Source organism: Micromonospora sp. NPDC023814 (assembly GCF_040639595.1).
Taxonomy (GTDB): Bacteria; Actinomycetota; Actinomycetes; order Mycobacteriales; family Micromonosporaceae; genus Micromonospora.
The window spans coordinates 130,759-156,851 of record NZ_JBFAAF010000001.1; the positions used below are offsets into that span (position 1 = coordinate 130,759).

A 26,093-nucleotide genomic window follows, 5' to 3' on the forward strand; every position below is an offset into this window, starting at 1 on the left:
GCTGGGAGGGTGGCCGTGCAGGACATCATGCCGACCTGGGTGGGGGCGACCGCCAAGCAGATCGCCCGGGGCGTACGCCGGGGCGACGTCACGGCCACCCAGGTCGTCGCGGACCACCTCGACCACATCGCCCGGGTCGACGCCGACCTCGCCGCGTTCCGCACGGTACGCGGCGGGGAGGCGATCACCGAGGCGGAGAAGGTCGACGAGCAGGAGGACCTGGCCAACCTGCCGCTGGCCGGGGTGCCGGTGGCGGTCAAGGAGAACACCCCGGTCGCCGGCCTGCCCACCTGGAACGGGTCGGCCGCGGTCCGTACGCCCGTGGCCGAGGCCGACCACGAGGTGGTCCGTCGGCTGCGCGGCGCCGGCGCGGTGATCCTCGGGGTGACCCGGATGCCGGAGCTGGGGCTCTGGGGGATCACCGACGACGAGACCGCGGTCACCCGCAACCCCTGGGACGCCGGGCGTACCCCCGGCGGCTCCTCCGGCGGCGCGGCCGCCGCGGTCGCCGCCGGGCTGGTGCCGATCGCCCACGGCAACGACGGCCTCGGCTCGATCCGCATCCCGGCGGCCTGCTGCGGCCTGGTCGGGCTCAAGCCGGGGCGGGGCGTGGTCCCGTGCCAGCTCGGCGCGGAGGACTGGTTCGGCCTCACGGAGCACGGCATGCTCACCAGCACGGTCGCCGACGCGGCCGTCGGCTTCTCCGTGCTGGCCGGCCGCCGCCCGGAGACGCTGGTCCCGCCGCAGCGGCTGCGGGTGGGCGTCTCGCTCCGCTCGCCGGTGCGGGGCGTGCACCCCGACCAGCCCAACCGGGACGCGGTCGCCGCCGCCGGCCGGCTGCTCGCCGCCGCCGGTCACGACACCGTGCCGGCCGATCCGGTCTACCCGACCGCGCTGGGCCTGCAGGGGATCGCCACCTGGTTCGCCGCGGCGGCCGCCGACGTGCGCGCCGCCGGGCTGGACCGGCGCGGCCTCCAGCGGCGCAGCCGCCGGCACGTCGCCCTCGGCGAGTGGGCGCAGCGGCGAGGGTACGTCCGGGAGGCCGACCGGGCCGCCTGGCGTGAACGCTCGATCGGCTTCTTCGCCGACCACTCGGTCGACCTGCTGCTCACCCCGGCCCTGGCCACCGTGCCGCCGGAGGCCGCGAGCTGGTCCGCCCGGTCCTGGCGGGCCAACATGCTGGCCAACATCCGGTACGCCCCGTTCGCCGCGCCGTGGAACGTCGCCGGCCTGCCCGCCCTGGTGGTGCCGGTCGGCCGCCGTCCGGACGGGCTGCCGGTCGGCGTGCAGCTGATCGGCCCGCCCGGCTCCGAGTTGCTGCTGCTCGGCGTCGCCGGCCAGTTCGAGATGCAGGCCCCCTGGTCCCGCCACGCCCCCACCTACCCCCGCACCCCCGCCACCGTCTAACCCCCCGCCCCGCCCCCGCGATCTTGCGGTTTCCGCCCCGGCAAACGGGGACGAACGGTGCGCTTTGCGGGCCCAAGGTGCAAGATCGCGGATGGTTCCGGTGTGGGCGTCGGTGCGGGCGGCGGGGGCGGCGGGTGGCACGATCAGGGCATGACGGAACTGGTCGGTCTCGCCGACGTGCGCGCCGCGCGGGAACTGCTCGCGGGCGTCACCCGGACGACCCCGCTGGAGCCCTCCCGGCCGCTCAGCGCGGCGCTGGGCGGGCCGACGTGGCTCAAGTGCGAGAACCTGCAGCGCGCCGGCTCGTACAAGGTGCGCGGCGCGTACGTGCGGATCTCCCGGCTGTCCGAGGCGGAGCGGGCCAACGGCGTGGTGGCGGCGAGCGCCGGCAACCACGCCCAGGGGGTGGCGCTCGCCGCCGGCCTCGTCGGCACGCACGCCACGGTCTTCATGCCGGTGAACGCGCCGCTGCCGAAGGTCGCCGCCACCAAGGGGTACGGCGCCCAGGTCGAACTCGTCGGCAACACCGTCGACGAGTCCCTGGTCGCGGCGCAGACCTTCGCCGAGCGGACCGGGGCGACGCTCATCCACCCGTTCGACCACCGGGACGTGATCGCCGGCCAGGGCACGGTGGCCCTGGAGATCCTCGAACAGTGCCCCGAGGTCAGGACGATCGTCACCGGGGTGGGCGGCGGTGGGCTGGTCTCCGGCATGGCGGTGGCCGCCAAGGCGCTGCGGCCCGACGTGCGCGTCATCGGCGTGCAGGCGGCCAGCGCGGCAGCCTTCCCGCCCTCCCTGGTGGCCGGCGAGCCGGTACGCCTCCCGTCGTTCAGCACGATCGCGGACGGCATCGCCGTCGGGCGGCCGGGGGAGATCACCTTCACCCACGTCCGCAAGCTGGTCGACGAGATCGTCACGGTCTCCGAGGAGGACATCTCCCGGGCGCTGCTGATGCTGCTGGAGCGCGGCAAGCAGGTGGTGGAGCCGGCCGGCGCGGTGGGCGTGGCGGCGTTGCTGGCGGGCGCGGTCGAGGTGGAGCCGCCGGTCGTGGCGGTGCTCTCCGGCGGCAACATCGACCCGCTGCTGATGCTCCGGGTGATCGAGCACGGCCTCGCCGCGGCCGGCCGCTACCTGCGGGTGACCGTGCGCTGCACGGACCGCCCGGGGCAGCTCGCCTCGCTGCTCAGCGAGATCGCCGAGCACCGGGCGAACGTGGTGGACGTGGAGCACCAGCGGGCCAACCCGCACCTGCGCCTGGGCGAGGTGGAGGTGGCGCTGTCGGTGGAGACCCGGGGCGTCGAGCACTCCGACACGCTGATCAGCGCGTTGCGGGCCAGCGGCTACCAGGTGGTCTTCGCGGCTGAGGCGTGACACCGGTCGGTGCCACGCCTCAGCGGGATGTGCGGAGCGTCGCCCGGCGCTCACCGCCGTGTGGCGGCGAGCGAGTGCCGGGCGGTGCGGATCAGCCGGAGAACGGCTCGAAACCGACCACGGTCACCTTGATGTCGGCGCCGCTGGGGGCCGTGTAGGTGCAGGTCTGACCGGCCCGGCCGCCCAGGATCGCCTTGCCCAGCGCCGACTCCGGGCTGTAGACCGTCAGGTCGGTGGTCGACGCGATCTCCCGGGAGCCGAGCAGGAACGTCTCGGTGTCGTCCTTGTCGTCGTCGAAGTAGATCGTGACGACCATGCCGGGGGACACCACGTCGGCGGTGGGCGCCTCGCCGACCTGCGCGGTGCGGAGCAGCTCCTTCAGGTAGAGGATGCGCCCCTCGGCCTTGCCCTGCTCCTCGCGGGCCGCGTGGTAGCCGCCGTTCTCCCGCAGGTCGCCCTCCTCGCGCCGGGCGTTGATCTCGGCGGCGATGACCGGCCGGTTGGCGATCAGCTCGTCGAGCTCGGCCTGGAGCCGGTCGTATGCGTCCTGGGACAGCCAGGTGGCGGGCGCCTCGTTGCCAGTGGACACAGGCGATCTCCTCAGATGTGCGTGCTGGCTGACAGGTGAACCTCCAAGCTACCAGTGCGGTACGACACGGGGGTGTCGACGATCACCGGCGGCACCCCGTCCGGCGCCGCCGTGTCGCCTGTGCCGGCGCGTCCGGCCCGCGTCGTGGCTGCTCAGGCTGGGGGCCGGCAGCGCACCACCTCGCCGATGAAGGGGCGGGCACTGGTGACCAGCCGGTGCTGCGTCGTCACCTGCCGCTGGCCCGGCCGGGCGGTCACCGTGACCCTTTCCTTGGCCACCTCGGCGCCGGCGCGGTCCCGGGCGCGCAGCAGGCACACCGCCGACCCGCCCTCGGGCACTCTGACCCGGAAGTCGACCAGCACCTGGCTGTCGGTGATGCCGGTGTAGGTGATCACCTGGGCGTCGTAGTTCGGGTCGCCGTACTGCCGGTAGAGCCGGACCGTGACCAGGCTCAGGACCGCGACGAGGGCGATCACGAGCAGCGCCGCCAGCAGCGGCCGGCGGCGGCCGGGTTCCCGGCGGCGGCCGTACCGGCCGGGCGGGAAGGCAGGCGCGCCCGGCGGAAGTGTGGCGTGCGTCTCGGTCACCGGCGGGTATCTCCTGGCGTTGTTGTCGGCGGCATCGGCAAGAATGGCAGAGTTCCATCTTCCCAGCCCGTCCCGTCGTCAAGAATGACACGTCGGCACCGCCCGGTCCCGGCGCGGGGGGAGGATGCCGGCAGGTCAGCCGGGCGGTCCCGCGGGGGGTCCGCCGGCCGCCAGAGACGAGGAGCGCCGACGTTGGCAGAGCGACTGCGACTGATGGCCGTTCACGCACACCCTGACGACGAGTCGAGCAAGGGCGCCGCGACCACCGCGAAGTACGTGGCCGAGGGGGTCGACGTCCTGGTGGTCACGTGCACCGGCGGCGAGCGCGGCAGCGTGCTCAACCCGAAGATGGACCGGCCCGACGTCTGGGCCAACATCGCCGAGATCCGCCGGGGCGAGATGGACGCCGCGCGGGCCATCCTCGGCGTCGAGCAGGCGTGGCTCGGCTTCGTCGACTCCGGTCTGCCCGAGGGCGACCCGCTGCCGCCGCTGCCGGAGGGCTGCTTCGCCCTCCAGGACGTCGAGGTGGCGGCCGGCCCGCTGGTGCGGCTGATGCGCGAGTTCCGCCCGCACGTCGTCACCACGTACGACGAGCAGGGCGGCTACCCGCACCCCGACCACATCATGACGCACAAGATCAGCGTGGCGGCCTTCGACGCCGCCGGCGATCCGGAGCGCTACCCGGAGCTGGGCGAGCCGTGGCAGCCGCTCAAGCTCTACTACGACATCGGCTTCTCGAAGGGCAAGATCATGGCCCTGCACGAGGCGATCCTCGCCACCGGCCGGGAGTCGCCCTACGAGGAGTGGCTCACCCGCTGGGAGGACCGGCCCGACAAGGGCCCCCGGATCACCACCCGCGTGGAGTGCGCCGACTACTTCCCGGTCCGCGACGACGCGCTGCGGGCCCACGCCACCCAGATCGACCCGGACGGCTTCTGGTTCCACGTGCCGATGGAGGTGCAGCGGCGCGCCTGGCCGACGGAGGACTTCGAGCTGGTCCGCTCGCTGGTCGACAGCCCGCTGCCCGAGTCCGACCTCTTCGCCGGGGTCCGCGAGACGGTCCACGCCCGCTGATCCGGTGGGCGGCTACGCTGGTCACCAACCGCACACCGGAGGAACGCCATGCTGACCGCTGCACAGGTGCTCGCCCAGAACAACTTCGGGGACACCCGCTCGGGTGGCCTGGCGGGGCCGATGGGCCTCTTCCTCATCCTGGTCCTGGCGACGGCGACCATCCTGCTGATCCGCAACATGAACGCCCGGCTGCGCCGGCTGCCCGACCGGTTCCCCCAGCAGGGGCCGTCCGTCGACGCGCACCGGGCGGACGCGGCGGTCGTCGATCCGACAGACGGGACGCCGGCGCAGGATTCATCCTCGGGCGCCCCCAAGGGGCGTCAGCAGCGCCGCAACGGGTAGTCCACGCATGATTCACGTCGAACCGGGTCGCCGCCCCCTGTTGCGGCCACCGGGTTTGCCTTAGCCTTCCGCCGGGGGACCAAGAGTTCCCGAGCCGTGCGCGGGAGGGGGCGCCGATGACCACCACAGCAGCGGCCGCCCGGCGTACCGGCGATCGGCCCGTGGGCGGAGGGGATCGGTGACCTCCGGCATGGCCGGCGAGCCACCCAACCGGCTCGAAGACCGCGGCACCCCGCCGCGGCTGCTCCTGCTCACCGCCGCCGTCGCGCTGACCGCCCTGGTCGCCGCCGCGGTGGGGTGGACCCTGCCGACGCGTCTCCCCGCCGACGACGCGTTCGGCGGGCCGGCCCGGTTCGGCATCGCCGTCGTCGTGTTCGCCGTCGCCCAGCTGGCCCGGCTGCGGTTCCGCACCGCCGCCGGAATGGTGAGCATCACCTGGGGCGAGGCCGCGCTGATCATCTGCCTCTACCTCGCGCCCGCCGGCTGGCTGCCCTCCGCCACGCTCCTCGGCGCCGGGCTCGCCTGGTCGGCGATGTCGCTGCTCGGCGACCGCCGGCCGGTGCTGGAGGTCGTCCGGATCACGGCCTCGCTGGCCGCCGCCACCGCGCTGGCCGTCTCGGTCACCACCGCGCTCGGCCGGCCGCTGCTGGCCGCGCCGACGCCGGGGCTCGCCCTGGCCGTGGTCGCCGGGTCGGTCACCTACCTGCTCGCGACCGCCTGGCTGGGCGGGGCCACCCTGGCGCTCCGGCACGGCATCCCGGTCGCCCCGCCGCTGCTCGCCGCGCTCCGCGGCAAGCTGCTGATGTTCGTCGGCAACGTCGCCGTCGGGCTGGTCGTGGTGGCGCTGCTGGAACTCGACGCGCGCTGGCTGCTGCTGCTCCCGCCGCCGCTCTGGCTGCTCCAGCAGACCTACCGGCACCGGCTCCGCGCCGACCAGGAGCGCCGCACCTGGCGGGCCTTCGCCGAGGCCACGGCCGCGCTCAACCAGCTCGACGAGCGGGGGGTCGCCACCGCCGCGGTGACCGGGGCGCTGGCGCTGTTCAACGCCGAACTCGTCGACGTCGACGTCGCCCGGGGCGACGGCCGGTGGCGGCGCTACCGGGGCGACCCGGGTGGTCACCTGGTCGACCGGGAGGTCGCGCCGCCGGGCCGGACCGACCCGGAGGAGCACGAGCTGGTCCGCACCCTCACCGTGGGCGCCGCCCGGGTCGGCGAGCTGCGGGTCCGCTTCCCGCGTTCGGCCCCGCCCAGTGCCCGGGAGCGCGACGCCGTGGCGGCGTTCGGCGACGCCCTCGCCGCCGCCCTGCACGACGCCGCCACCCACCGGGAGCTGCGTCTGGTGACCGCCCGCTCGTCGTACGAGGCGGTGCACGACCAGCTCACCGGGCTGGTGAACCGGTCGGCCATGCTCAGCAAGGGCGACCAGGCGCTGCGGCAGCTCGCCCACGACCATCCGGTGGCGCTGCTGCTGCTCGACATCAACCAGTTCAAGGAGGTCAACGACACCCTCGGGCACGCCGCCGGCGACCAGTTGCTGCGCCTGACCGCCAACCGGCTGGGCACCCTCGCCCGCCCCGGGGACCTGCTCGCGCGGCTCGGCGGCGACGAGTTCGCCCTGCTGCTGACGTCGGTCCCGGTGCTCGGCGACCGCACCGCCGCGATGGCGTACGCGCTGCGGCAGGCCCGCGAGATCGCCGAGCGGCTCGCCGCGCCGACCGAGGTGGCGGGGGTCCGGATGTCCGTCGAGGTCTCCGTCGGGGTGGTGGTCGCCGACGCCGGCACCGCCGACCTGACCGAGCTGCTGCGCCGGGCCGACATCGCGATGTACCAGGCCAAGGAGGGCGGCGGCAGCGTCGCCGCCTACGACTCCACCAGGGACGCCGCCAGCACCGACCAGCTGGCCCTGCTGGCCGAGCTGCGCGAGGCGCTGAAGGTCGACGACCAGCTGGTGCTGGCGTTGCAGCCCGCGGTCGACCTGGCCACCGGCGCGCCGACCGGGGTGGAGGCGCTGATCCGCTGGCGGCACCCGCGCCGGGGCTGGCTCGGCCCGCACGACTTCATCCGGCCGGTGGAGAACAGCGAGCAGCTCGGCAGCTTCACCCGCTACGTGCTGGACAAGGCGCTCGCCGTCGCCGCCGGCTGGGCCCGGGACGGGGTCGACGTGCCGATCTCGGTCAACCTGTCGGCGCGCAGCCTGCTCGACCCCCGCCTGCCCGCCGAGATCGCCGAGGCGCTGCGGCGGCACGAGGTGCCGCCGGACCGGCTGGTCCTGGAGATCACCGAGACGGTGGTGATGAGCGAGCTGGAGGTCATCGACGAGGTGCTCACCACGCTGCGGTCGATGGGCGTGCAGCTCGCGGTGGACGACTTCGGCACCGGCTTCTCCTCGCTGACGTTCCTCACCCGGATCGCCGTGGACGAGCTCAAGGTGGACCGTTCCTTCGTGATCCGGATGGCCGACTCGCCGGAGGCGGCGGCGATCGTGCGGACGACCGTCGGCCTGGCCCACGAGCTGGGGCTGCGGGTGGTCGCCGAGGGCGTGGAGACGGCCGAGCAGCGGTCCGCCCTGGCCGAGCTGGGCTGCACGGCCGCGCAGGGTTACCACTTCTTCAAGCCGATGCCGGCCGACAAGATCGGCGCGGTGCTGGGCACCCTGCTCGACGAGGCCCGGCCGAACGTCTTCCCGCTGCGCGCCGACGGCGCCTCCTGACCCGGCCCGCCGCACCGCACCGCTCGGGCGGGCGCCCACGCGGAGCGCGGGCGGGCGGGGCACCGGCTGGTTATGGTCGTCGGGTGAACCGACTCGCTGACGCCACGAGCCCGTACCTCCTCCAGCACGCCGACAACCCGGTCGACTGGTGGCCGTGGTGCGACGAGGCGTTCGCCGAGGCGAAGCGCCGGGACGTGCCGGTGATCATTTCGGTCGGCTACGCCGCCTGCCACTGGTGCCACGTGATGGCCCACGAGTCGTTCGAGAACGAGCAGGTCGGCGCCCTGATGAACGACGACTTCGTCTCGATCAAGGTGGACCGCGAGGAGCGACCCGACGTCGACGCCGTCTACATGACCGCCACCCAGGCGATGACCGGGCAGGGCGGCTGGCCGATGACCGTCTTCGCCACCCCGGACGGCACCCCGTTCTTCTGCGGCACCTACTTCCCCCGGCCGAACTTCGTCCGGCTGCTCCAGTCGGTCGCCGCCGCCTGGCGGGACCAGCGGGACGCCGTGATCACGCAGGGCGCCGCCGTGGTCGAGGCCATCGGCGGAGCCCAGGCCGTCGGCGGCCCCACCGCGCCGCTGGACGCCGCGCTGCTCGACGCCGCGGCCGACCAGCTCGGCAGGGAGTACGACGAGGTGAACGGCGGCTTCGGCGGCGCGCCGAAGTTCCCGCCGCACATGAACCTGCTCTTCCTGCTCCGGCACCACCAGCGCACCGGCTCGGCGCGGAGCCTGGAGGTCGCCCGGCACACCTGCGAGGCGATGGCCCGCGGCGGCATCTACGACCAGCTCGCCGGCGGCTTCGCCCGCTACTCGGTCGACGCGCACTGGATCGTGCCGCACTTCGAGAAGATGCTCTACGACAACGCGCTGCTGCTGCGGGCGTACACCCAGCTGTGGCGGCTGACCGGCGACCCGCTCGCCGCCCGGGTGGCGGCCGAGACCGCCGCCTTCATGATCGACGACCTGGGCACGCCCGAGGGCGGCCTGGCCTCCGCGCTGGACGCGGACACCGAGGGCGTCGAGGGGCTCACCTACTCCTGGACCCCGGAGCAGCTCGTGGAGGCGCTGGGGGAGGACGACGGCCGCTTCGCCGCCGACCTGTTCGCGGTCACCGAGGAAGGATCGTTCGAGCACGGCACGAGCGTGCTGCGGCTGGCCCGGGACGTGGACGACGCCGCCCCGGACGTGGCCGCCCGGTGGGAGCGGATCCGGGCCCGGCTGCGCGAGGTCCGCGACACCCGGGCCCAGCCGGCCCGGGACGACAAGGTGGTCGCCTCCTGGAACGGGCTCGCGGTCACCGCGCTGGTCGAGCACACCGCGCTCACCGGCGACCCGGTCACCGCCGCCGCCGCGGTCCGGATCGGCGAGGTGCTCGCCGAGCGGCACATCGTGGACGGGCGGCTGCGCCGGGTCTCCCGGGCCGGCGTGGTCGGCGAGCCCGCCGGCGTGCTGGAGGACCACGGCTGCGTGGCCGAGGCGTTCTGCGCGCTGCACCAGCTCACCGGGGAGGGGCGCTGGCTGACGCTGGCCGGACGGCTGCTCGACGTCGCGCTGGAGCGGTTCGCCGCCCCCGGCGGCGGGTTCTACGACACCGCCGACGACGCCGAGCGGCTGGTCGCCCGCCCCGCCGACCCCACCGACAACGCCACCCCGTCCGGGCGCTCGGCGATCGTCGCGGCGCTGGTCGCGTACGCGGCCCTGACCGGTGAGACCCGCTACCGGGAGGCCGCCGAGGCCGCGCTGTCGACCGTGGCGCCGATCGTCGGCCGGCACGCCCGGTTCACCGGCTACGCGGCCACCGTCGGCGAGGCGCTGCTCTCCGGGCCGTACGAGATCGCGGTGGTCACCGACGAGCCGACCGGCGACCCGCTGGTGGCGGCGGCGCACCGGCACGCCCCGCCCGGCGCGGTGATCGTGGCGGGCCGCCCGGGACAGGCCGGGGTGCCACTGCTCGCCGACCGGCCGATGGTCGACGGGCAGCCCACCGCGTACGCCTGTCGGGGTTTCGTCTGCGAGCGCCCGGTGACGACGGTGGAGGACCTGGCCGGCCAGCTCGCGCGCTGAGGCCGCCGGCCGGCGCGGCTCGCGCGCGGGTTGCGCCGAAGCCCGGGCGACCCGCGCGGCGGCTCACGGCCAGAGCAGCTCGCGCTCCCACTCTCCGCCGGCGCGGCGGTAGCGCAGCCGGACGTGTCGGCGCTCCGCGTCCGCCTGCCAGAACTCGACGCTGTGCGGCGCGACCGTGTAGACGGTGTGCGTCCCGGCGACCAGGTCCGGGGCGGCGGCCAGCCGCTCGCGGACCCGGTCCAGCTCGCGGTCCAGCTCGGCGGGCTCGGTGAGCAGGTCGCTCTGCCGACCGGCCAGGCTGGCGACCCGTGACCCTTGCGGACGGGCCAGGAAGTCAGCCCGGGAGACGGCGGGGTCCGCCACAGTTGCCATGCCCCGCACCCGGACCTGGCGGCCCAGCTCACGCCAGTGGAAGCTGAGCGCGGTGCGGGGGTTCGCGGCGAGCTGGAGACCCTTGGCGCTGGCCGAGCTGGTGGCGAAATGCCAACCGTCCTCGTCGAGGTCCTTGAGGATCAGCACCCGGGCGTCGGGCATGCCGTCGGCGTCGACGGTGGAGACGGTCATCGCGTGCGGCTCGTCGACACCGGCGTTGATCGCGCCCGCCATCCACTCGACGAAGAGCGCCGACGGGTCGGCCGGGGCGGCAGCGGGATCGAACGACGGCATGTCGTGGGCGAGCACCGGCAGGCCACGGAGAAGGGTACGCATCGTCATGTGATCATGATTTCAGCAGGGTGGGCGGGTGTTCGCTGCGCCATCCCGCGGGGCGGGGGACGGGTCGCCCGGATAGGCTGGCGCCGCTATGGATTCCCGTACCGGTCTGCCCGTTGTCGGCATGGTGGGTGGTGGCCAGCTGGCCCGGATGACCCACCAGGCCGCGATCGCCCTCGGCCAGTCGCTGCGCGTGCTCGCGCTGGCCCCCGACGACGGCGCCGCGCTGGTCGCCGCCGACGTCCAGTACGGCGACCACACCGACCTCGCCGCGCTGCGCACCTTCGCCAAGGGCTGCGACGTGGTCACCTTCGACCACGAGCACGTCCCCACCGAGCACATCCGGGCGCTGGCCGCCGAGGGCGTGAAGCTCTTCCCGCCGGCCGACGCGCTGCTGCACGCGCAGGACAAGCGGGTGATGCGGGAGCGGCTCGGCGAGCTGGGCGCGCCGAACCCGGCGTGGCGACCGGTCGCTGAGCCCGCCGACCTGGTGGCCTTCGGCGACGAGGCCGGCTGGCCGGTCGTGCTCAAGGCGGCCCGCGGCGGGTACGACGGCCGGGGCGTGTGGCTGGTCGGCGACGCGGCGCAGGCCGCCGAGCTGGCCGCGACGCTGCTCGCCGGTGGCACCCGGCTGATCGTCGAGGAGCGGGTGCCGCTGCGCCGGGAACTCGCCGTGCAGGTGGCCCGCTCGCCGTTCGGGCAGGTCGCCGCGTACCCGGTGGTCGAGACGGTGCAGCGGGACGGCATCTGCGTCGAGGTGCTCGCCCCCGCGCCGGGCCTGCCGGAGGAACTGGCGGTCGCCGCCCAGCAGCTCGCCATCGACCTGGCCACCGCGCTCGGCGTGGTCGGCCTGCTCGCGGTGGAGCTGTTCGAGGTCGCCGACCCGACCGCGCCCACCGGCAGCCGGATCGTGGTGAACGAGCTGGCGATGCGGCCGCACAACTCCGGGCACTGGACCATCGAGGGCGCGCGTACGTCGCAGTTCGAGCAGCACCTGCGGGCGGTGCTCGACTACCCGATGGGGGACACCTCGCTGACCGCGCCCGTCGTGGTGATGGCGAACGTGCTCGGCGGCGAGCCGGGCGGGATGTCGATCGACGAGCGGCTGCACCACCTCTTCGCGGCGGAGCCGGGCGCCAAGGTGCACCTCTACGGCAAGCAGGTGCGACCCGGCCGCAAGATCGGGCACGTCACGGTGCTCGGCGACGACCTGGACGACGTACGGACGCGGGCCGCGCGGGCCGCCCGCTGGCTGCGGGAGGGACACCAGTGAGCGTGACCGGGGAACGTGCGGACGCCGCTGTGGGCACCGTCGGGCTGATCATGGGCAGCGACTCGGACTGGCCGACCATGAAGGCCGCCGCCGAGGTGCTGGCCGAGTTCGAGGTGTCGTACGAGGTCGGCGTGATCTCCGCGCACCGCACGCCGACCAAGATGATCGAGTACGGCCGCGCCGCCGTCGACCGGGGCCTGAAGGTCATCATCGCCGGGGCCGGTGGCGCCGCGCACCTGCCCGGCATGGTCGCCTCGGTGACGCCGTTGCCGGTGATCGGCGTGCCGGTGCCGCTCAAGCACCTCGACGGCATGGACTCGCTGCTCTCCATCGTGCAGATGCCGGCCGGCATCCCGGTCGCCACCGTGTCGATCGGCAACGCCCGCAACGCCGGGCTGCTCGCCGTACGGATCCTGGCCGCCGGCGACCCGGCCCTGCTCGACCGGATGGCGGCCTACCAGGCGGACCTGGAGCAGTTGGTCGCCGAGAAGGACGCCGCGCTGCGCGCCTCCCTCGCCTGACCTGCGCGCTTCCCTCGCCTGGCCTGCGCGCTTCCCTCGCCTGGCCTGCGCCTCGGCGCTGTCGGACGAGGGCATGCCAACGGGCCCTGGTTCTGACCGGCCTCGCGGTCGGGGTGCGGACGACGGCACGGGCCCGCGCCGGCGCCGACCTAGGTGTACCCGGCCACGACCGGGTCGCATCGCAGCGATAGGACCGGATTCACGAACCCGGCTTGACCCTTACGTTGCGTGAGGCCGGAGGGTGGGTGCATGAGCGACTACTACAACGCTTTTGAGATGAGCCCCGTGCCCGATCCCGGCCCGGATGCGGTTGCGCCAGAGCCGTTCCGGGGCATCTATGGAATGCCCGCGTTCGCGTCGATCCCCACGAGCGATCTGGCGGCGTCGGTGGACTTCTGGACTCGTGGACTCGGGTTCTTCGAGCTGTTCAGCATCCCCGGCACGCTTGTGCACCTGCGCCGGTGGGCGTTCCAGGACGTACTCCTCGTCTCGGCGGCGAGCGTTCCGGAGCAGGCGCCAGCGATGAGCGTCAGTTTCGCGTGCGTGCTCAACCAGATCGATTCCCTTGTCGAGGCCTGTCGTGCGTTGATCCCGAACTCGGTCGATGGCCCACGGGACACTCCATGGAACACCCGCGATGTGGAAGTGGTCACCCCCGAGAACGCGCGGATCGTTTTCACTGCGGCGAAGCCCTTTGATCCGGCCAGTCAGGAGGCGCGGAACCTTGAAGCCATGGGGATCACCCCACCGGGCGTCGGTCGCGGCGACAATGAGGAGCATGCCTGATGCCACTGACGTCGACGGGCTGACCGTCGGTCAGGTCGCGACGCGTCTGGGCGTGACAGTCCGCGCGCTGCACCACTGGGACGACATCGGTCTGGCGCGACCGTCGCTGCGCACGACTGCCGGATACCGGCTCTACACCGCTGGCGATCTCGAACGCCTACACCGCATCGTCGTCTACCGGGAGATCGGCCTCGACCTGGACAGGATTCGGGCCATCTTGGACGACGCGACCGCAGACGTGCCCGGCGCACTGCGCGCGCAGCGCACCCAGGTTGCCCAACGGATCGACCGCCTCCAGCAGCTCAGCGCCGGCCTGGATCGGATGATCGCCGCCCACGAGCGCGGCCTGCTGCTGACCGTCGAGCAGCAGGCCGCGATCTTCGGCCCCGAGTGGAACACGGACTGGCCCGCCCAAGCCCGTCAGCGCTACGGAGACACGACGCAATGGCAGCAGTACGCCGAACGCTCAGCCTCTCGCAATCCCGAGGAATGGCAGACCATCGCCGACACCGTTGCTGACCTCGACCGTGCCCTCGGGGAGGCGATGGACGCCGGTGTCGCCCCTGGCAGCCCCGAAGCGAATCAACTCGTCGAGCGGCACCGTGAGGTTTTCACGTCGTACTTTCCCCTCACGAGGCAGATGCAGGTCTGTCTCGGCCGCATGTTCGAGGCCGATCCGGCATTTGCTGCCCACTACGATGGCATCCGCGCCGGCCTTGCCACATGGTTCCGTCAGAGCATCGACGCCAGCGCACGCGCCCACGACATCGACCCCGACACCGCCACCTGGCAGTAGAGCGCGGGTCCGGAAACCTGCACTCAAGGGGGCGTACACCTAGGCGTCCCTTCGGCCGGGCTTGCGCGACCCGTATGCCGGACCGAACACCACCAGCAGCGCCAGGTCCTCGGTCACGTCCTCGAACCGGTGCTCCTCGCCGGCGGGCACGAAGATCACCGAGCCGGGGCCGACCTCGGCGGTGGCGTCCGGGGTCACGATTGTGGCCCGTCCCGCGGTCACCACGTAGATCTCGTCCTCGGTGTGCGGGCTCTGATCGTCGCGCCCACCGGCCGGAATGCAGTACGTCCCCACCGACAGGTCCGGCACGCGCAGGTGCTCCACCCAGTCGTTGGCCGCCCCCACGGGCGGGGTCCACGCCCCGGCGCCTTCGATGATCTGCATGGCCGGAGCGTAGCCAACCCCGGTCCGGGCCCGGGAGTGCCCGGATGCCTCATCTCATGCCGCGCAGGGCGGTCTGCAGGCGCTCCTGGGCGCGGCGGCGGCGCTCGTTGCTCGCGCCGAGCACCAGCAGCAGGAGCCCGACCGGGATCAGCGCCAGCCACGGCCCGAGGCTGAACAGCGCGTGCACCGCCGCGATCGCGGTGACGGCGGCGCCGACGATCACCGGTGCCTGCTGCTGGCTCGTCGAGCCGAAGATGAGCACCGCTACCGCGCCGAGCAGCAGCAGCACCTGGCGCAGCGTGCTGGAGTCGGTGGCCAGCACGATCGCCAGGGTCGGCACGAACGCGGTAACCAGCGCCGGCCCGTACGCGACCCAGCTGCTCAGGTCGGGCCGGTGCCGCAGCTCCAGCACCCCGACGAGCAGGGCGAGCGCCGCGAAGGGCAGCGTGTACGCCTCCGGCAGCGCCACGTCGGCCACCCGCATCAGGATCCACCAGGCGGCGATCTCGCAGACCACCACCGCCCAGAACAGGATGCGCCGCTCCACCGGCCGGCGGCCCGGCCGGGTGGCCGCGACGCCGAGGACCGCACCCCAGGCGGCCAGCAGCGCCGCGATGTGCCGGGGCGAGTCGAAGGCCAGGGCCAGGGCGATCAGGGCGGCGGCGTGCCCGCTCCACTCCACGGTGGCCGCCTCGCGCTGGGCCTCGGGACGGCGGAGCCGGGGCAGGGTCGCGGCGAACACCTGTAGGGCCGCGCCGACCGCCAGCACGCCGAACGCGGACCAGACGGCCGCGAGCCCGGCCACCAGCCCGACGGTGAGCACGAACAGCTGCGCCATCAGCGAGGCGAAGAGCCAGCCGAGGATGCGCGCCCGCTGGGTGGTGCCGAACAGCGCCGCCACCGTGCCGACGCCGACCGCGCCGCCGAGCGTGAAGAGCGTCAGCTCCCGGGTGGCGAGGCTGCCGGCCAGCCCCGCGCCCCCGGCGGCCAGCCCGATGGCGAAGACCAGCACCCGGGTCAGCCGCAGGGAGCGGGCCGGCTCGACCAGCGGCGGGGGCGGGGTCAGCGCCAGGCCCAGCATCGAGATGGTGAACACGGCCAGCGCCGCGAGGGTGCTCGCCGGCCAGCCGTTGCCCAGCGCCACCGGGGTGATCAGCAGGGTCACGGCCGCGCCGGGCAGCACCACGGGCACCGCCCGGGAGCGCCGGCCGCCGCTGAACCCGGTGGCGGCCAGCGCGGCGGTCGCGGTGAGCAGCAGCGCGGTCAGCACGTGGGTGGCGTCGACCGCGCCGGGCGGCGGGGTGAGCAGTTCCGGCGGTGGCCCCTGCCAGACCCGGGCGAGGCTGTGGTGCGGCTCCACCAGGGCGACGACCAGGGACGGCGCGATCGACACCAGCGCCAGGACGGTGGGCAGCGCGGCGACGGCGAGCGCGCCGGCGGCCGGGCTGACCCGCCAGCGCCGCGTGCCGTCGTCCGGCAGCCGCCGCAGCGCCCCGTCGAGCAGCACCGACCAGCGCCGTACCGGCTGGGCCGAGCCGGCCGGCGGTTCGGTCGCGCCGCGGACCAGCTCGGCGAGCACCCCGAGCAGGGCCGCGGCGGCGGCGTAGACCCCGACGGGCAGCCCGGCGGGGACGGCGGCCAGCGCGGTCACGGTGGCGCCGCCGGCCACCGCCGCGCTCGCCCAGGGCAGGTACTGCGGAACCCGCCGCCTGGCGGCGGCCACCGCCGCCAGGCCCAGGCTGGACGCGGCCAGCGCGGCGGTGAGCACCACCTCCGGCGAGCGGCCGAACTCCGCCGCCAGCGCCGCGACCGCGCCCGGGGAGGCGAGCAGGGCGGCGCCGGCGGCAGCGCCCCCGATCTGCGCCAGGTGCGGCGGCATCCCCTCGGCCTCGATGTCGTCGACCAGCGGCACGGCCAGCGTCCGGGCCAGCGCCGCCACCACCACGCCGATCAGCGCGATGCTGCCCAGCGCCAGCGCGGTGGTCCACGGCCGGACCAGGCCGGCCCCGGCGGCGTGCAGGGCCACCACGCCCGCCACGACCGCCCGGGACAGCCCGGCGCGCGGGTCGGTGGCCGCCACGGCGGCCATCCCGAAGACCGTGGCGACCATGCCGCCGACCAGGACCGGCGACCACCACGGCAGGTCGAACGCGGCCGGCGCGCCGATCGTGGCGAGCACGGCCGCCGCCCCCGACACGTCGTACTTCCAGGGCGGCGGCAGCAGGACCGCGGCGGCGACGCCGAGCAGGGCCAGCGCGACCGGCGCCTGCCACGCCGACCCGCCGGTCGGCGCGGCCGGCCAGCCGGTCAGGTCGCCGGCCCAGATCGGGCCGGGGGTGGCGAGCACCCCCAGCCCGCCGCGCAGCGCGCTCCAGCCGGCCAGCACGCCGATGAGCACGCCGCCGACGGTGAGGCCGAGGATCGGCCCGCGCCGCCACTCCTCGGGCATCGCGCGGGCGGCCACCGCGACCACCAGCACCAGCCCGGCGGCGACGGCGAGCTGGCCGCCGGGGGCGAGCACCGCCGCGATCCGGGCGAGGGTGGCGATCAGGGCGGCGGTCACCGCCGCGGCGGCGAGGTCCGAGCCGTCCAGGGAGACGTCGGAGCGCCGGCCCGCGTCGATGGGGCCGGCGAACACCACCATCGCGGCGGCGACGAGCAGCAGCCCGCCGACCCAGGCGTCGGCGGCGGTGGCGCCGGGGGCCCCGAACGCGGCGGCGGTGACCACGACCGTGCCCAGGGCGGTGCCCACCGCCAGCGGCGCCGGGACGTGTCGCTGGGACACCTGCACGATGGCGGCGTAGCCGAGGGTGACACAAACCGCGAGGAAGCTGGCCGCCAGCACCGGGACGGTGGCTTCGCGCAGGCTCGCCGGGGTGGGCGTCGGGTCGGTCGGCACGGTGGCGGCGACGAAGGCGGCCACCGCGCCCGGCAGCGCGAACGCCGCGCCGCCGGCGGCCCAGGCCGAGACGGTGTCGGCCGCGGCCGGGGCGAGCCGCATCCGGGGCGCCACGGCGACCAGCACCCCGGCGGCGAAGAGCGCGAGCAGGGCCGCGGTCGTCAGCGCCGGCCGGGCCAGGGCGGCGCCCGCCCCGAACAGCCCGACGCCGGCCGCGGCGGCCGCGTGCGCCACCGCCGCCCGTCCGGTCCGGGCGGAGAGCCCGACGACGCCGATGCCGATCGCGGTCAGCACCATCGGCCAGGGCGCCACCGCCCACCCGAGACCGAACGACGCCGGTACGGCGAGCGCGGTCAGCGCCGCGCCGACCACCGCGAACTCCCGGCGGATCTCCGGCGGCAGGGCCAGCACCGCGGCCACGGTCAGCAGGAAGGCGCTCGCGGCGAGCTGCCAGGCGGCCGGGCCGACCGCCGCCGCCAGCTCGGCCGGGTAGCGGTCGAGGTCGGCCGCCCAGGCCGGCAGCGCGGCTCGGACGGGGGCGACCCCGGCGCGCAGGGCCCCGCCGGCGACGACCACCCCGCTGACCGTGAGCGCCACCGCCGAGGCGAGCTGCGGGCCGCGCCGGGCGGCCTCCGGCACCGCCCGCACGGCGAGCCCGGTGACGGTGATGACCGCCGCGATCAGCAGCAGCGCCCGGCCGGGCAGCGCCACCGAGGCGATCCGGCTCAGCGCGCCGATCACGGCCAGGGTGAAGATCCCGGCGCCGAGGTCGGGCAACGGCGGCCGGCGCAGCACCAGCGTTCCGGTCAGGCCCACGGCGGCGGCCAGCAACAGCGCCAGCCCCGCTCCGGCCGCGGCCGGAACGGTGGTCGCCCGCAGCAGGGCGGAGACGGCGTACGCGAGGGCGACGGCGACCGCCACCCCGTGCAGCGTCCAGGTCAGCTCGCGCAGCCACGGCACCGCCCGGGCGGCCGGGGCCGGCGTCGCCTGCTCCGGCGGGCCACCGTCGAGCACCTCGCCGGCCTCCTCCGGGGCCCCCTCCGGCCGGCCCTCGGCGCGACGCTGCCGGGGTGTGGCCGGTGCCGCCGACGCGGCGGGGGCGGCCGGCGGCTCGGGCAGGTCCCGGCGGACCGGCCGCTCCACGGTGACCGGTGACCGGGCCAGCCACAGGTCGAGCACGGCCACCGCGGTCAGCACCAGCGCCCAGCCGCCGGGGCCGGTGACCCGGTCGTACGCGAACAGCGGCAGCACCGGCTGGGCGGCCAGCACGGCGGCGAACCGGGGCGCGCGCAGCCCCGTCCAGCCCGCGTAGCCGAAGGAGACGCCGGCGGTGACGGCGAAGATCACCCCGGCGAAGACGGCGCCCGAGGCGCCGCCGTTGCCGACCCGGTCCACGGCCCACAGCGCATAGCCGGCGAGCGGCACCAGCAGCAGGCCGACGGCGGAGATGGTCTCGGCGGTCGAGGTGAGCCCGCGCCGTGCCAGCACGGGCGGGGCGAGCAGCATCAGCACGGTCGCGAGCAGCAGGATGCCCAGCCGGGCCAGCGCGTCCATCGAGCTGGTGGCCACCGCGGCGAAGACCACCGCGGCGACGCCGAGCAGCAGCGCGCCGAGCCCGAGGGGGATGTTCTGCACCTCGCGGGAGGACGCCTCCGGCGGGTGCTCCGGGTCGTCGGCGTCGAGCCAGGTGGCGCTCGGCGGCGGGGGCGGATCCTCCGGGCCGGCCGGGGTGCCCTGCCGGGGCACCCGGGGCGGTGCGCCGGTCGCGGCGGTGGGCGGGCGGCGGCCGGGCCGGCGGCGCAGCACCCGGCGGGGGCGGGTGGCCTGCTTGAGGCGTTCCTCACCGGCGTGCGCGAGGATGTCCCGCTGGAAGAGCGCGGCCTGCATCTTGGCGGCGATCTGTCGCTGCTCGCTGGCGATGGCGGCCTCGCGGGCCTTCATCTCCGCGATGGACCGCTCGATCTCCGCCAGGTGCTCGACCCACTGTGGCTGGTGCGCACCGCAGTGCGGGCAGCTGACGGCCGGTTTGATCTCCCGGCCGCACGAGGAGCACTGAAAGCTCGCCACGACACCCCTCCACCCGCACTGTGGACTCCCACCTTGGCAGCATGCCGAATGCGGGCGCGGATTTCGACAGTTGTCGGCGGGTCCGGGGCAAAGATCGTCCACGCGGACGGCGAACGGCCGGTCGCGGAGTGTGCTCCACGGCCGGCCGTCTCAGCGGTCGATGGTCAGGGGCGGCCCATGCCGCGGTACTCCCAGCCGGCCTGCGTCCACAGTGCCGAGTCCAGGCAGTTGCGCCCGTCGACCACCCGGCGGCCGGCGGCCAGCTCGCCGAGGGCGACGGGGTCGGCGTTGCGGAAGTCGGCCCACTCGGTGAGCACGCAGACGAGGTCGGCGCCGGTCACGGCCTCGTTGATGCCGGGCTCGTAGACCAGCTCGGGGGCCACCGCGCGGGCCCGCTCCATGCCCTGCGGGTCGTAGACGTGCACGTCGGCGCCGGCCTTGCGCAGCAGCGACGCGACGGCGAGCGCCGGGGCGTCGCGTACGTCGTCGGTGTTGGGCTTGAAGGTCGCGCCGAGCACGGCGATCCGGGTGCCGGACAGGTCCGGCCCGGCCGGCCCGGACCGGCGGCCGAGCAGCTCGGCGGCGAGCTGGACGACCCGGGTCCGGCGGCGCATGTTGATCAGGTCGACCTCGTGCAGGAAGCGCAGCGCCTCCCCGGCGCCGAGCTCCTGGGCGCGGGCCTGGAAGGCCCGGATGTCCTTGGGCAGGCAGGCGCCGCCGAAGCCGAGCCCGGCCTGGAGGAAGCGGTTGCCGATGCGGGGGTCGAAGCCGATGGCCCGGGCGAGGTGGGTGACGTCGCCGCCGGCGGCCTCGCAGACCTCGGCCATCGCGTTGATGAAGGAGATCTTGGTGGCGAGGAAGGCGTTCGCGGCGACCTTGACCAGTTCGGCGGTCGCGAAGTCGGTGACCACCAGGGGCACCTCGCGGTCCTCCGTGGCGGCCAGGTCGAAGACGCCCTTGTGGGCGGCGTAGAGCATGCCGTTGGCCCACTCGCTCTTGACGCCGACCACGATCCGGTTGGGCCGCAGCACGTCGTCGACGGCGAAGCCCTCCTGGAGGAACTCGGGGCTCCACGCCACCTCGACGCCGAGGTCGGCGGGGGTGTGCTTGCTCACCAGTTGCTCGACCCACTCGGCGGTGCCGACCGGCACGGTGGACTTGCCGACGATCAGCGCCTTGCGGGTCAGGTGCTGGGCCAGGCTGGTGACCGAGGCCTCGACGTACGACAGGTCGGCGCCCATGCCGTCGGCGATCTGCGGCGTGCCGACGCAGATGAAGTGCACGTCGCCGAATTCGGCGACCTCGGCGATGTCCGTGCTGAACCGCAGCCGCCCGGCCGCCAGGTTGCGCTTGAGCAGCTCGTCCAGGCCCGGCTCGTGGATCGGCACCTCGCCGGCGTTCAGCATCGCGATCTTGTCGGCGTCGACGTCGAAGCCGAGGACCTCGTAGCCCAGTTCGGCGTAGCAGATGGCGTACGTCGCACCGAGGTAGCCGGTGCCCAGGAAGGTCACCCGCGGCCGCTGGGCGCCCGAGGGGGGCGTCACCGCGGCGATGGCGGGCATCGGCTGGGTGTTCGGGTACGGGATCGTCACGCCTGTCTTCTCCGCTCGCGCTGGCGTCGCGTCGTCGCGTCGCGTTCTGCTGCGGCGCCTGGGCGGGCACCGGAGGGACTCTATGCCTGTCACTTCCATCATCGCCGGGCGGCGTCGACGCTCGTCGTGCCATAGCCTACGCGGCGGTAACATCGCCTGAGGTTGGTCGCTATCCTTCAGTCTGCGCCGTCGACGGTCAGGAGACGTTACAGACTGCGCATGATAGCGGTGAAGGGGAGGGGCCGACATGGCCGCAGAGCAGTCGTTCGACGTCTACCGGTTGCCCGAGGAGCACGAGGCGATCCGGGAGGCGGTCCGTGAGGTCTGTGCGGCCAAGGTGGCCCCGCATGCGGCCGAGGCGGACGAGACCGGTGAGTTCCCGAAGGCGTCCTACGACGCGCTGCGCGCCGCGGACTTCCACGCCCCGCACATCCCCGTCGAGTACGGCGGCGCGGGCGCGGACGCCCTGGCCACGGCCATCGTGATCGAGGAGGTGGCGCGGGCCTGCGCGTCGTCCTCGCTGATCCCCGCGGTCAACAAGCTGGGCACCATGCCGCTGCTGCTGGCGGGCTCGGAGGAGCTCAAGCGCCGCTACCTGAGCCGCGTCGCGTCGGGCGACGCGATGTTCTCGTACTGCCTCTCCGAGCCGGAGGCGGGCAGCGACGCGGCCTCGATGACCACCCGCGCCGTGCGTGACGGCGATCACTGGGTGCTCAACGGCGTCAAGCGCTGGATCACCAACGCCGGGGTCTCGGAGTTCTACACGGTCTTCGCGGTGACCGACCCGACGGCCCGGTCCCGGGGCATCTCCGCGTTCGTGGTGGAGAAGTCCGACGCCGGGGTCAGCTTCGGCGCCCCGGAGAAGAAGCTCGGCATCAAGGGCTCGCCGACCCGCGAGGTCTACCTGGACAACGTCCGGATCCCGGCGGACCGCATGATCGGCGCCGAGGGCACCGGCTTCGCCACCGCGATGAGGACCCTGGACCACACCCGGGTGACCATCGCCGCGCAGGCCCTCGGCATCGCCCAGGGCGCGCTCGACTACGCCAAGGGGTACGTGCAGGAGCGCAAGCAGTTCGGCAAGGCGGTCGCCGAGTTCCAGGGCGTCCAGTTCATGCTCGCCGACATGGGCATGAAACTGGAGGCGGCCCGGCAGTTGACGTACGCCGCCGCCGGCAAGTCGGAGCGCGGCGACGCCGACCTGACCTACTTCGGCGCGGCGGCCAAGTGCTTCGCCTCGGACGCGGCCATGGAGATCACCACCGACGCGGTGCAGCTGCTCGGCGGCTACGGCTACACCCGGGACTACCCGGTCGAGCGGATGATGCGCGACGCCAAGATCACCCAGATCTACGAGGGCACCAACCAGGTGCAGCGCATCGTGATGGCCCGCCAGCTCCTCAAGGGCTGACCGGTCGTCGGGCGGGCCGGTCGCCCGGCCCGCCCGATCTGTCACCGGATCTCGGTCGTGTCCTCCGGCCGGTTGCCGGTGCGTGGCGGCGCCGACCACGGCGACTCGCCGCCGGTGCGGCGGGGCAGCGGCTCGGTCGGCGTCGAGTCGTCCGGGTAGCCCAGGGTCAGCGGGGCGGTGTCCCGGTCGGTCGAGCCGGCCGAGGGCCAGTCGGTCAGGGTGAAGTCGTCCCGTTCCGGGCCGGTCGCGGGCTCCGGCGCCACCTCGGCGGCCGGGCGCGGCCACCGGCGCCAGCGCTGCCCGCTGAACGTCGCCATGATCAGCAGCAGCCCGATCAGGAAGAGGGTGCCGTTCTCCACCGGCACGTGCAGCGGCAGGGGGTCACCGAAGACCTTCCAGCCGTCCGGGATGCGGTCCCGCACCTCGAAGGGCGCGGCGAACAGCCCCACGTACGGGGCGGCGAGCAGCAGCCCGGCCACCAGCGGGCCGAGCGGTGAGATGCGCAGCGTGCCGAGCAGGCCGAGCAGGATCCCGCCGACGGCGAGGTAGACGGCAGGCTCGATGAGATTGGCCGAGTTGGACGTGCCGATCTCGACCCAACGGTCGACGGTGCCCGCCGACCCGTCCTGCCCGAGCGTGACCAGCACCCACGTGACGGGTGCCACCACCAGCCCGGCGAGGAAGCTCCAGAGATGTCGCATCCGCGCACCGTACCGTTTCCGACATGACCGAGCACCCCTCCACCGCGCCGGCCGGTAAGCCGACCTCGTACTCCCGGGTCACCCTGAGCCGGATCATGACCGCTGTCGACGTCAACCTCTACGGCACCGTGCACGGCGGGGTGCTGATGAAGTTCATCGACGACGTGGCGGGGGCGGCGGCCGCCCGGCACAGCGGCGGCACGGCGGTCACCGCGGCCATCGACGAGATCGTCTTCGCCGAGGCGGTCCGGGTCGGCGACCTGGTGCACGCGCACGCCCAGGTGAACTGGACCGGGCAGACCTCGATGGAGGTGGGCGTCCGGGTGGTGGCCGAGCGGTGGGACTCGGCCGAGGACGAGCCGGTCCGGGTGGCCACCGCGTACCTCGTCTTCGTGGGCGTCGACGTGGGCGGCGCGCCACGGGCGGTCCGGCCGGTGCTGCCGGAGACCCTGGAGGACGAGCGGCGGTTCCGGGAGGCGGAGATCCGCCGGGCCCACCGCCTCGCCCGCCGCCGCGCCATCCAGGCCCACCGCGCCGGCTGACCCATCACGAAGGCTGAGGTGTAAGGAAGGGACCCTTCCTCTACCGCAGGCGTTAGGAAGGTGCCCTTCCTTACACCCGGCCCACACAGGGTGGTGGTGGGGCATGTGGGTTCCGCACGTGCGCTGGCGGGGGCCGGGTGCGGAGAATGGCGCTTCGAGGTAGGGCAAGATGGCGCCACGGCCCATTTCACAGTGTCGTGCGGGGCCAGGGGGAGGGTGGAGCAGTGGGTGACGTGCTGTGGACGCCGCCGGCGGACGTACGCGAGCGGTCCCGGATCGGGAACTACCTGCGCTGGCTGCGTGAGCACCGGGGCGTGGACTTCGCCGACTACGACGAGCTGTGGCGCTGGTCGGTCACCGACCTGGAGGCGTTCTGGCGGTCGGTCTGGGACCACTTCGAGGTGGTCGCCCACACCCCGCCGACCGTCACGCTGACCGACCGGGGAATGCCCGGCGCCCGCTGGTTCCCCGGCGCCACCCTCAACTACGCCGAGAACGTGCTGCGGATGCCCGGCCGGGCCGACGACGACCCGGTGGTGATCGCGCACGGCCAGACCCGGGCGCCGGTCACCCTCACCGCCGCCGGGCTGCGCGAGCAGGTCCGCCGGGTGGCCGCCGGGCTGCGCCGGCTCGGCGTCGTCGCCGGCGACCGGGTGGCCGCGTACGCGCCGAACATCCCCGAGACGTACGTGCTGCTGCTGGCCACCAGCAGCCTGGGCGCGATCTTCTCCTCCTGTGCGCCCGAGTTCGGCACCCGCAGCGTCACCGACCGCTGGCAGCAGATCGAGCCGAAGGTCCTCGTCGCCGTGGACGGCTACCGGTACGGCGAGAAGCCGGTGGACCGGAGCGGCGAGGTGGCCGCGATCCGGGCCGCCCTGCCGTCGCTGGCGCACACCGTCGGCATCGCCTACCTCGACCCGGCCGGCCCGCCGCCCGAGGGCGTGCTCGCCTGGTCCGACCTGGCCGCCGAGACCGACGAGCCGCTGACCTTCACCCCGGTCGCCTTCGACCACCCGCTCTACGTGCTCTACTCCTCCGGCACGACCGGGCTGCCCAAGCCGATCGTGCACGGCCACGGCGGCATCCTGCTGGAGCACCTGAAGATGCTGGCCCTGCACCACGACCTGGGCCCGGCGGACCGGTTCTTCTGGTTCACCACCACCGGCTGGATGATGTGGAACTTCCTGGTCTCCGGGCCGGCGGTGGGCGCGACGATCGTGCTGTTCGACGGCAACCCGGGCCACCCCGACCTGGGCGCGCTGTGGCGGCTGGCGGAGGAGACCGGCACCACGTACTTCGGTACGTCCGCGCCGTTCCTGCTGGCCTGCCGCAAGGCGGGGCTGGTGCCGAGGGAGATCGCCGACCTGACCGCGCTGCGCGGGGTCGGCTCGACCGGCGCGCCGCTGCCCGCCGAGGGCTTCACCTGGGTGTACGAGACGGTCGGCGACGACCTGCAGCTCCAGTCGCTCTCCGGCGGCACGGACGTCTGCACCGGCTTCGTGGGCGGGGTGCCGCTGCTGGCGGTGCACGCCGGGGAGATCACCTGTCGGACGCTGGGCGCCAAGGTGGAGGCCCGCTCGGCCGACGGCACCCCGGTGATCGGCGAGCTGGGCGAGCTGGTGATCACCGAGCCGATGCCGAGCATGCCGGTGGGCTTCTGGAACGACCCGGACGGCGCCCGCTACCGGGAGGCGTACTTCGACCTCTACCCGGGCGTCTGGCGGCACGGCGACTGGATCACGATCAACGACCGGGGCGGCTGCGTGATCACGGGCCGCTCCGACGCCACCCTCAACCGGGGCGGCGTGCGGCTGGGGACCGCCGAGTTCTACTCGGTCGTCGAGGGGTTGGACGAGGTCGTCGACTCGGTGGTGGTGCACCTGGAGGACGACGAGGGCGGCGCCGGCGAGCTGCTGCTGTTCGTGGTGCTCGCCGAGGGCCTGGAGCTGGACGACGCGCTGCGGAAGAAGATCTGCCGGGAGCTGCGTACCGCCCTGTCGCCGCGGCACGTCCCGGACGAGATCCACCAGGTCCGCGCCGTGCCGCGTACCCTCTCGGCGAAGAAGCTGGAGGTCCCGGTGAAGAAGATCCTCACCGGCACCCCGGTCGACTCGGCGGCGGCCAAGGGCGCCCTGGCCAACCCGGAGTCCCTGTCGGCGTTCGCCACCCTCGCCCAGCGCCGCGCCACCCACCCGGAGACCACCCCCGCCTGACCCGCCCCGCCTCTCCGTCGCGCGCCGATCTTGCACTTCCTG

General features: G+C 74.4%; 20 protein-coding genes. 13 read left to right on the plus strand and 7 right to left on the minus strand.

Annotated features, from left to right (window positions below; all coding sequences use genetic code 11):
- The first annotated feature begins 9 nt into the window (after positions 1-9).
- Both AB0G14_RS00625 and ilvA read left to right on the plus strand, forming a co-directional pair.
- Positions 10-1,407 carry an amidase gene (locus AB0G14_RS00625; protein WP_357692322.1) on the plus strand — a complete coding sequence of 466 codons (1,398 nt, stop codon included), beginning with the start codon at positions 10-12 and terminating at the stop codon, positions 1,405-1,407.
- Between the two features lie 150 nt (positions 1,408-1,557).
- Entirely contained in the window at positions 1,558-2,778 is a 1,221-nt protein-coding gene (ilvA, locus tag AB0G14_RS00630) for a threonine ammonia-lyase (protein ID WP_350680351.1), read from the plus strand.
- Between the two features lie 91 nt (positions 2,779-2,869).
- Here ilvA and greA read toward each other — a convergent pair whose 3' ends face one another.
- Positions 2,870-3,367 (minus strand): transcription elongation factor GreA, encoded by a 498-nt coding sequence (gene greA / locus AB0G14_RS00635; protein ID WP_357462509.1) that lies wholly within the window; start codon positions 3,365-3,367, stop codon positions 2,870-2,872.
- A 152-nt stretch (positions 3,368-3,519) separates the two neighbouring features.
- Entirely contained in the window at positions 3,520-3,954 is a 435-nt protein-coding gene (locus AB0G14_RS00640) for a DUF4307 domain-containing protein (RefSeq protein ID WP_357692324.1), read from the minus strand.
- Between the two features lie 192 nt (positions 3,955-4,146).
- Between AB0G14_RS00640 and mca the strand changes: the two genes are divergently transcribed.
- From mca to AB0G14_RS00660, 4 genes are all read left to right on the plus strand, one after another.
- Positions 4,147-5,028, plus strand: a complete 882-nt coding sequence (mca, locus tag AB0G14_RS00645; RefSeq protein WP_357692326.1) for a mycothiol conjugate amidase Mca — start codon at positions 4,147-4,149, stop codon at positions 5,026-5,028.
- A gap of 48 nt (positions 5,029-5,076) precedes the next feature.
- Positions 5,077-5,370 carry a hypothetical protein gene (locus AB0G14_RS00650; protein ID WP_357692328.1) on the plus strand — a complete coding sequence of 98 codons (294 nt, stop codon included), beginning with the start codon at positions 5,077-5,079 and terminating at the stop codon, positions 5,368-5,370.
- Positions 5,371-5,560: 190 nt separating this feature from the next.
- Positions 5,561-8,080 (plus strand): bifunctional diguanylate cyclase/phosphodiesterase, encoded by a 2,520-nt coding sequence (locus tag AB0G14_RS00655; protein ID WP_357692485.1) that lies wholly within the window; start codon positions 5,561-5,563, stop codon positions 8,078-8,080.
- Positions 8,081-8,163: 83 nt separating this feature from the next.
- Positions 8,164-10,155, plus strand: coding sequence for a thioredoxin domain-containing protein (locus tag AB0G14_RS00660; RefSeq protein ID WP_357692330.1), 1,992 nt, complete (start codon positions 8,164-8,166; stop codon positions 10,153-10,155).
- A gap of 63 nt (positions 10,156-10,218) precedes the next feature.
- Here AB0G14_RS00660 and AB0G14_RS00665 read toward each other — a convergent pair whose 3' ends face one another.
- Positions 10,219-10,869: a pyridoxal 5'-phosphate synthase gene (locus tag AB0G14_RS00665; RefSeq protein WP_357692332.1), complete on the minus strand. Its 651-nt coding sequence runs from the start codon at positions 10,867-10,869 to the stop codon at positions 10,219-10,221.
- A gap of 88 nt (positions 10,870-10,957) precedes the next feature.
- On the opposite strand from AB0G14_RS00665, the gene AB0G14_RS00670 reads away from it, so the two are divergent.
- From AB0G14_RS00670 to AB0G14_RS00685, 4 genes are all read left to right on the plus strand, one after another.
- Positions 10,958-12,139, plus strand: coding sequence for a 5-(carboxyamino)imidazole ribonucleotide synthase (locus AB0G14_RS00670; RefSeq protein ID WP_357692334.1), 1,182 nt, complete (start codon positions 10,958-10,960; stop codon positions 12,137-12,139).
- Positions 12,140-12,168: 29 nt separating this feature from the next.
- Positions 12,169-12,660 (plus strand): 5-(carboxyamino)imidazole ribonucleotide mutase, encoded by a 492-nt coding sequence (gene purE, locus AB0G14_RS00675; protein WP_357692487.1) that lies wholly within the window; start codon positions 12,169-12,171, stop codon positions 12,658-12,660.
- Between the two features lie 249 nt (positions 12,661-12,909).
- A complete protein-coding gene (locus tag AB0G14_RS00680) occupies positions 12,910-13,446 on the plus strand; it encodes a VOC family protein (protein ID WP_357692336.1) in 537 nt (178 codons plus the stop codon).
- A complete protein-coding gene (locus AB0G14_RS00685) occupies positions 13,439-14,242 on the plus strand; it encodes a MerR family transcriptional regulator (protein WP_357692338.1) in 804 nt (267 codons plus the stop codon). Before AB0G14_RS00680 ends, AB0G14_RS00685 begins: the two co-directional genes overlap by 8 nt.
- Before the next feature lie 39 nt (positions 14,243-14,281).
- Here AB0G14_RS00685 and AB0G14_RS00690 read toward each other — a convergent pair whose 3' ends face one another.
- The 3 genes from AB0G14_RS00690 to AB0G14_RS00700 form a co-directional block, all read right to left on the minus strand.
- Positions 14,282-14,626, minus strand: a complete 345-nt coding sequence (locus AB0G14_RS00690) for a cupin domain-containing protein (protein ID WP_357692340.1) — start codon at positions 14,624-14,626, stop codon at positions 14,282-14,284.
- Between the two features lie 49 nt (positions 14,627-14,675).
- Positions 14,676-19,592, minus strand: a complete 4,917-nt coding sequence (locus tag AB0G14_RS00695; RefSeq protein ID WP_357692342.1) for a permease — start codon at positions 19,590-19,592, stop codon at positions 14,676-14,678.
- A 164-nt stretch (positions 19,593-19,756) separates the two neighbouring features.
- Complete coding sequence (locus AB0G14_RS00700; RefSeq protein WP_350703284.1) at positions 19,757-21,184, minus strand: UDP-glucose/GDP-mannose dehydrogenase family protein; 1,428 nt, start codon at positions 21,182-21,184, stop codon at positions 19,757-19,759.
- A 247-nt stretch (positions 21,185-21,431) separates the two neighbouring features.
- Between AB0G14_RS00700 and AB0G14_RS00705 the strand changes: the two genes are divergently transcribed.
- Entirely contained in the window at positions 21,432-22,595 is a 1,164-nt protein-coding gene (locus AB0G14_RS00705; protein ID WP_357692345.1) for an acyl-CoA dehydrogenase family protein, read from the plus strand.
- Positions 22,596-22,636: 41 nt separating this feature from the next.
- Here the strand turns inward: AB0G14_RS00705 and AB0G14_RS00710 are convergent, their stop codons facing one another.
- Positions 22,637-23,296, minus strand: coding sequence for a hypothetical protein (locus AB0G14_RS00710; protein WP_357692347.1), 660 nt, complete (start codon positions 23,294-23,296; stop codon positions 22,637-22,639).
- A gap of 23 nt (positions 23,297-23,319) precedes the next feature.
- Between AB0G14_RS00710 and AB0G14_RS00715 the strand changes: the two genes are divergently transcribed.
- The gene (locus tag AB0G14_RS00715; RefSeq protein WP_357692349.1) at positions 23,320-23,838 is read left to right on the plus strand and encodes an acyl-CoA thioesterase; all 519 of its coding nucleotides are present in this window, start codon (positions 23,320-23,322) and stop codon (positions 23,836-23,838) included.
- A 224-nt stretch (positions 23,839-24,062) separates the two neighbouring features.
- On the plus strand, positions 24,063-26,051 hold the full coding sequence (locus AB0G14_RS00720) for an acetoacetate--CoA ligase (RefSeq protein ID WP_357692351.1): 1,989 nt from the start codon (positions 24,063-24,065) through the stop codon (positions 26,049-26,051).
- The last annotated feature ends 42 nt before the right edge of the window (positions 26,052-26,093 follow it).

Excerpts from the sequence above, each read along its gene's own strand:
- AB0G14_RS00650 (WP_357692328.1), top strand. The coding sequence starts at position 5,077 with ATGCTGACCGCTGCACAGGTGCTCGCCCAGAACAACTTCGGGGACACC.
- AB0G14_RS00690 (WP_357692340.1), bottom strand. The coding sequence starts at position 14,626 with ATGCAGATCATCGAAGGCGCCGGGGCGTGGACCCCGCCCGTGGGGGCG.
- ilvA (WP_350680351.1), top strand. The coding sequence starts at position 1,558 with ATGACGGAACTGGTCGGTCTCGCCGACGTGCGCGCCGCGCGGGAACTG.
- AB0G14_RS00655 (WP_357692485.1), top strand. The coding sequence starts at position 5,561 with ATGGCCGGCGAGCCACCCAACCGGCTCGAAGACCGCGGCACCCCGCCG.
- AB0G14_RS00710 (WP_357692347.1), bottom strand. The coding sequence starts at position 23,296 with ATGCGACATCTCTGGAGCTTCCTCGCCGGGCTGGTGGTGGCACCCGTC.
- AB0G14_RS00705 (WP_357692345.1), top strand. The coding sequence starts at position 21,432 with ATGGCCGCAGAGCAGTCGTTCGACGTCTACCGGTTGCCCGAGGAGCAC.
- AB0G14_RS00680 (WP_357692336.1), top strand. The coding sequence starts at position 12,910 with ATGAGCGACTACTACAACGCTTTTGAGATGAGCCCCGTGCCCGATCCC.
- AB0G14_RS00670 (WP_357692334.1), top strand. The coding sequence starts at position 10,958 with ATGGATTCCCGTACCGGTCTGCCCGTTGTCGGCATGGTGGGTGGTGGC.
- AB0G14_RS00665 (WP_357692332.1), bottom strand. The coding sequence starts at position 10,869 with ATGACGATGCGTACCCTTCTCCGTGGCCTGCCGGTGCTCGCCCACGAC.
- AB0G14_RS00685 (WP_357692338.1), top strand. The coding sequence starts at position 13,439 with ATGCCTGATGCCACTGACGTCGACGGGCTGACCGTCGGTCAGGTCGCG.
- AB0G14_RS00715 (WP_357692349.1), top strand. The coding sequence starts at position 23,320 with ATGACCGAGCACCCCTCCACCGCGCCGGCCGGTAAGCCGACCTCGTAC.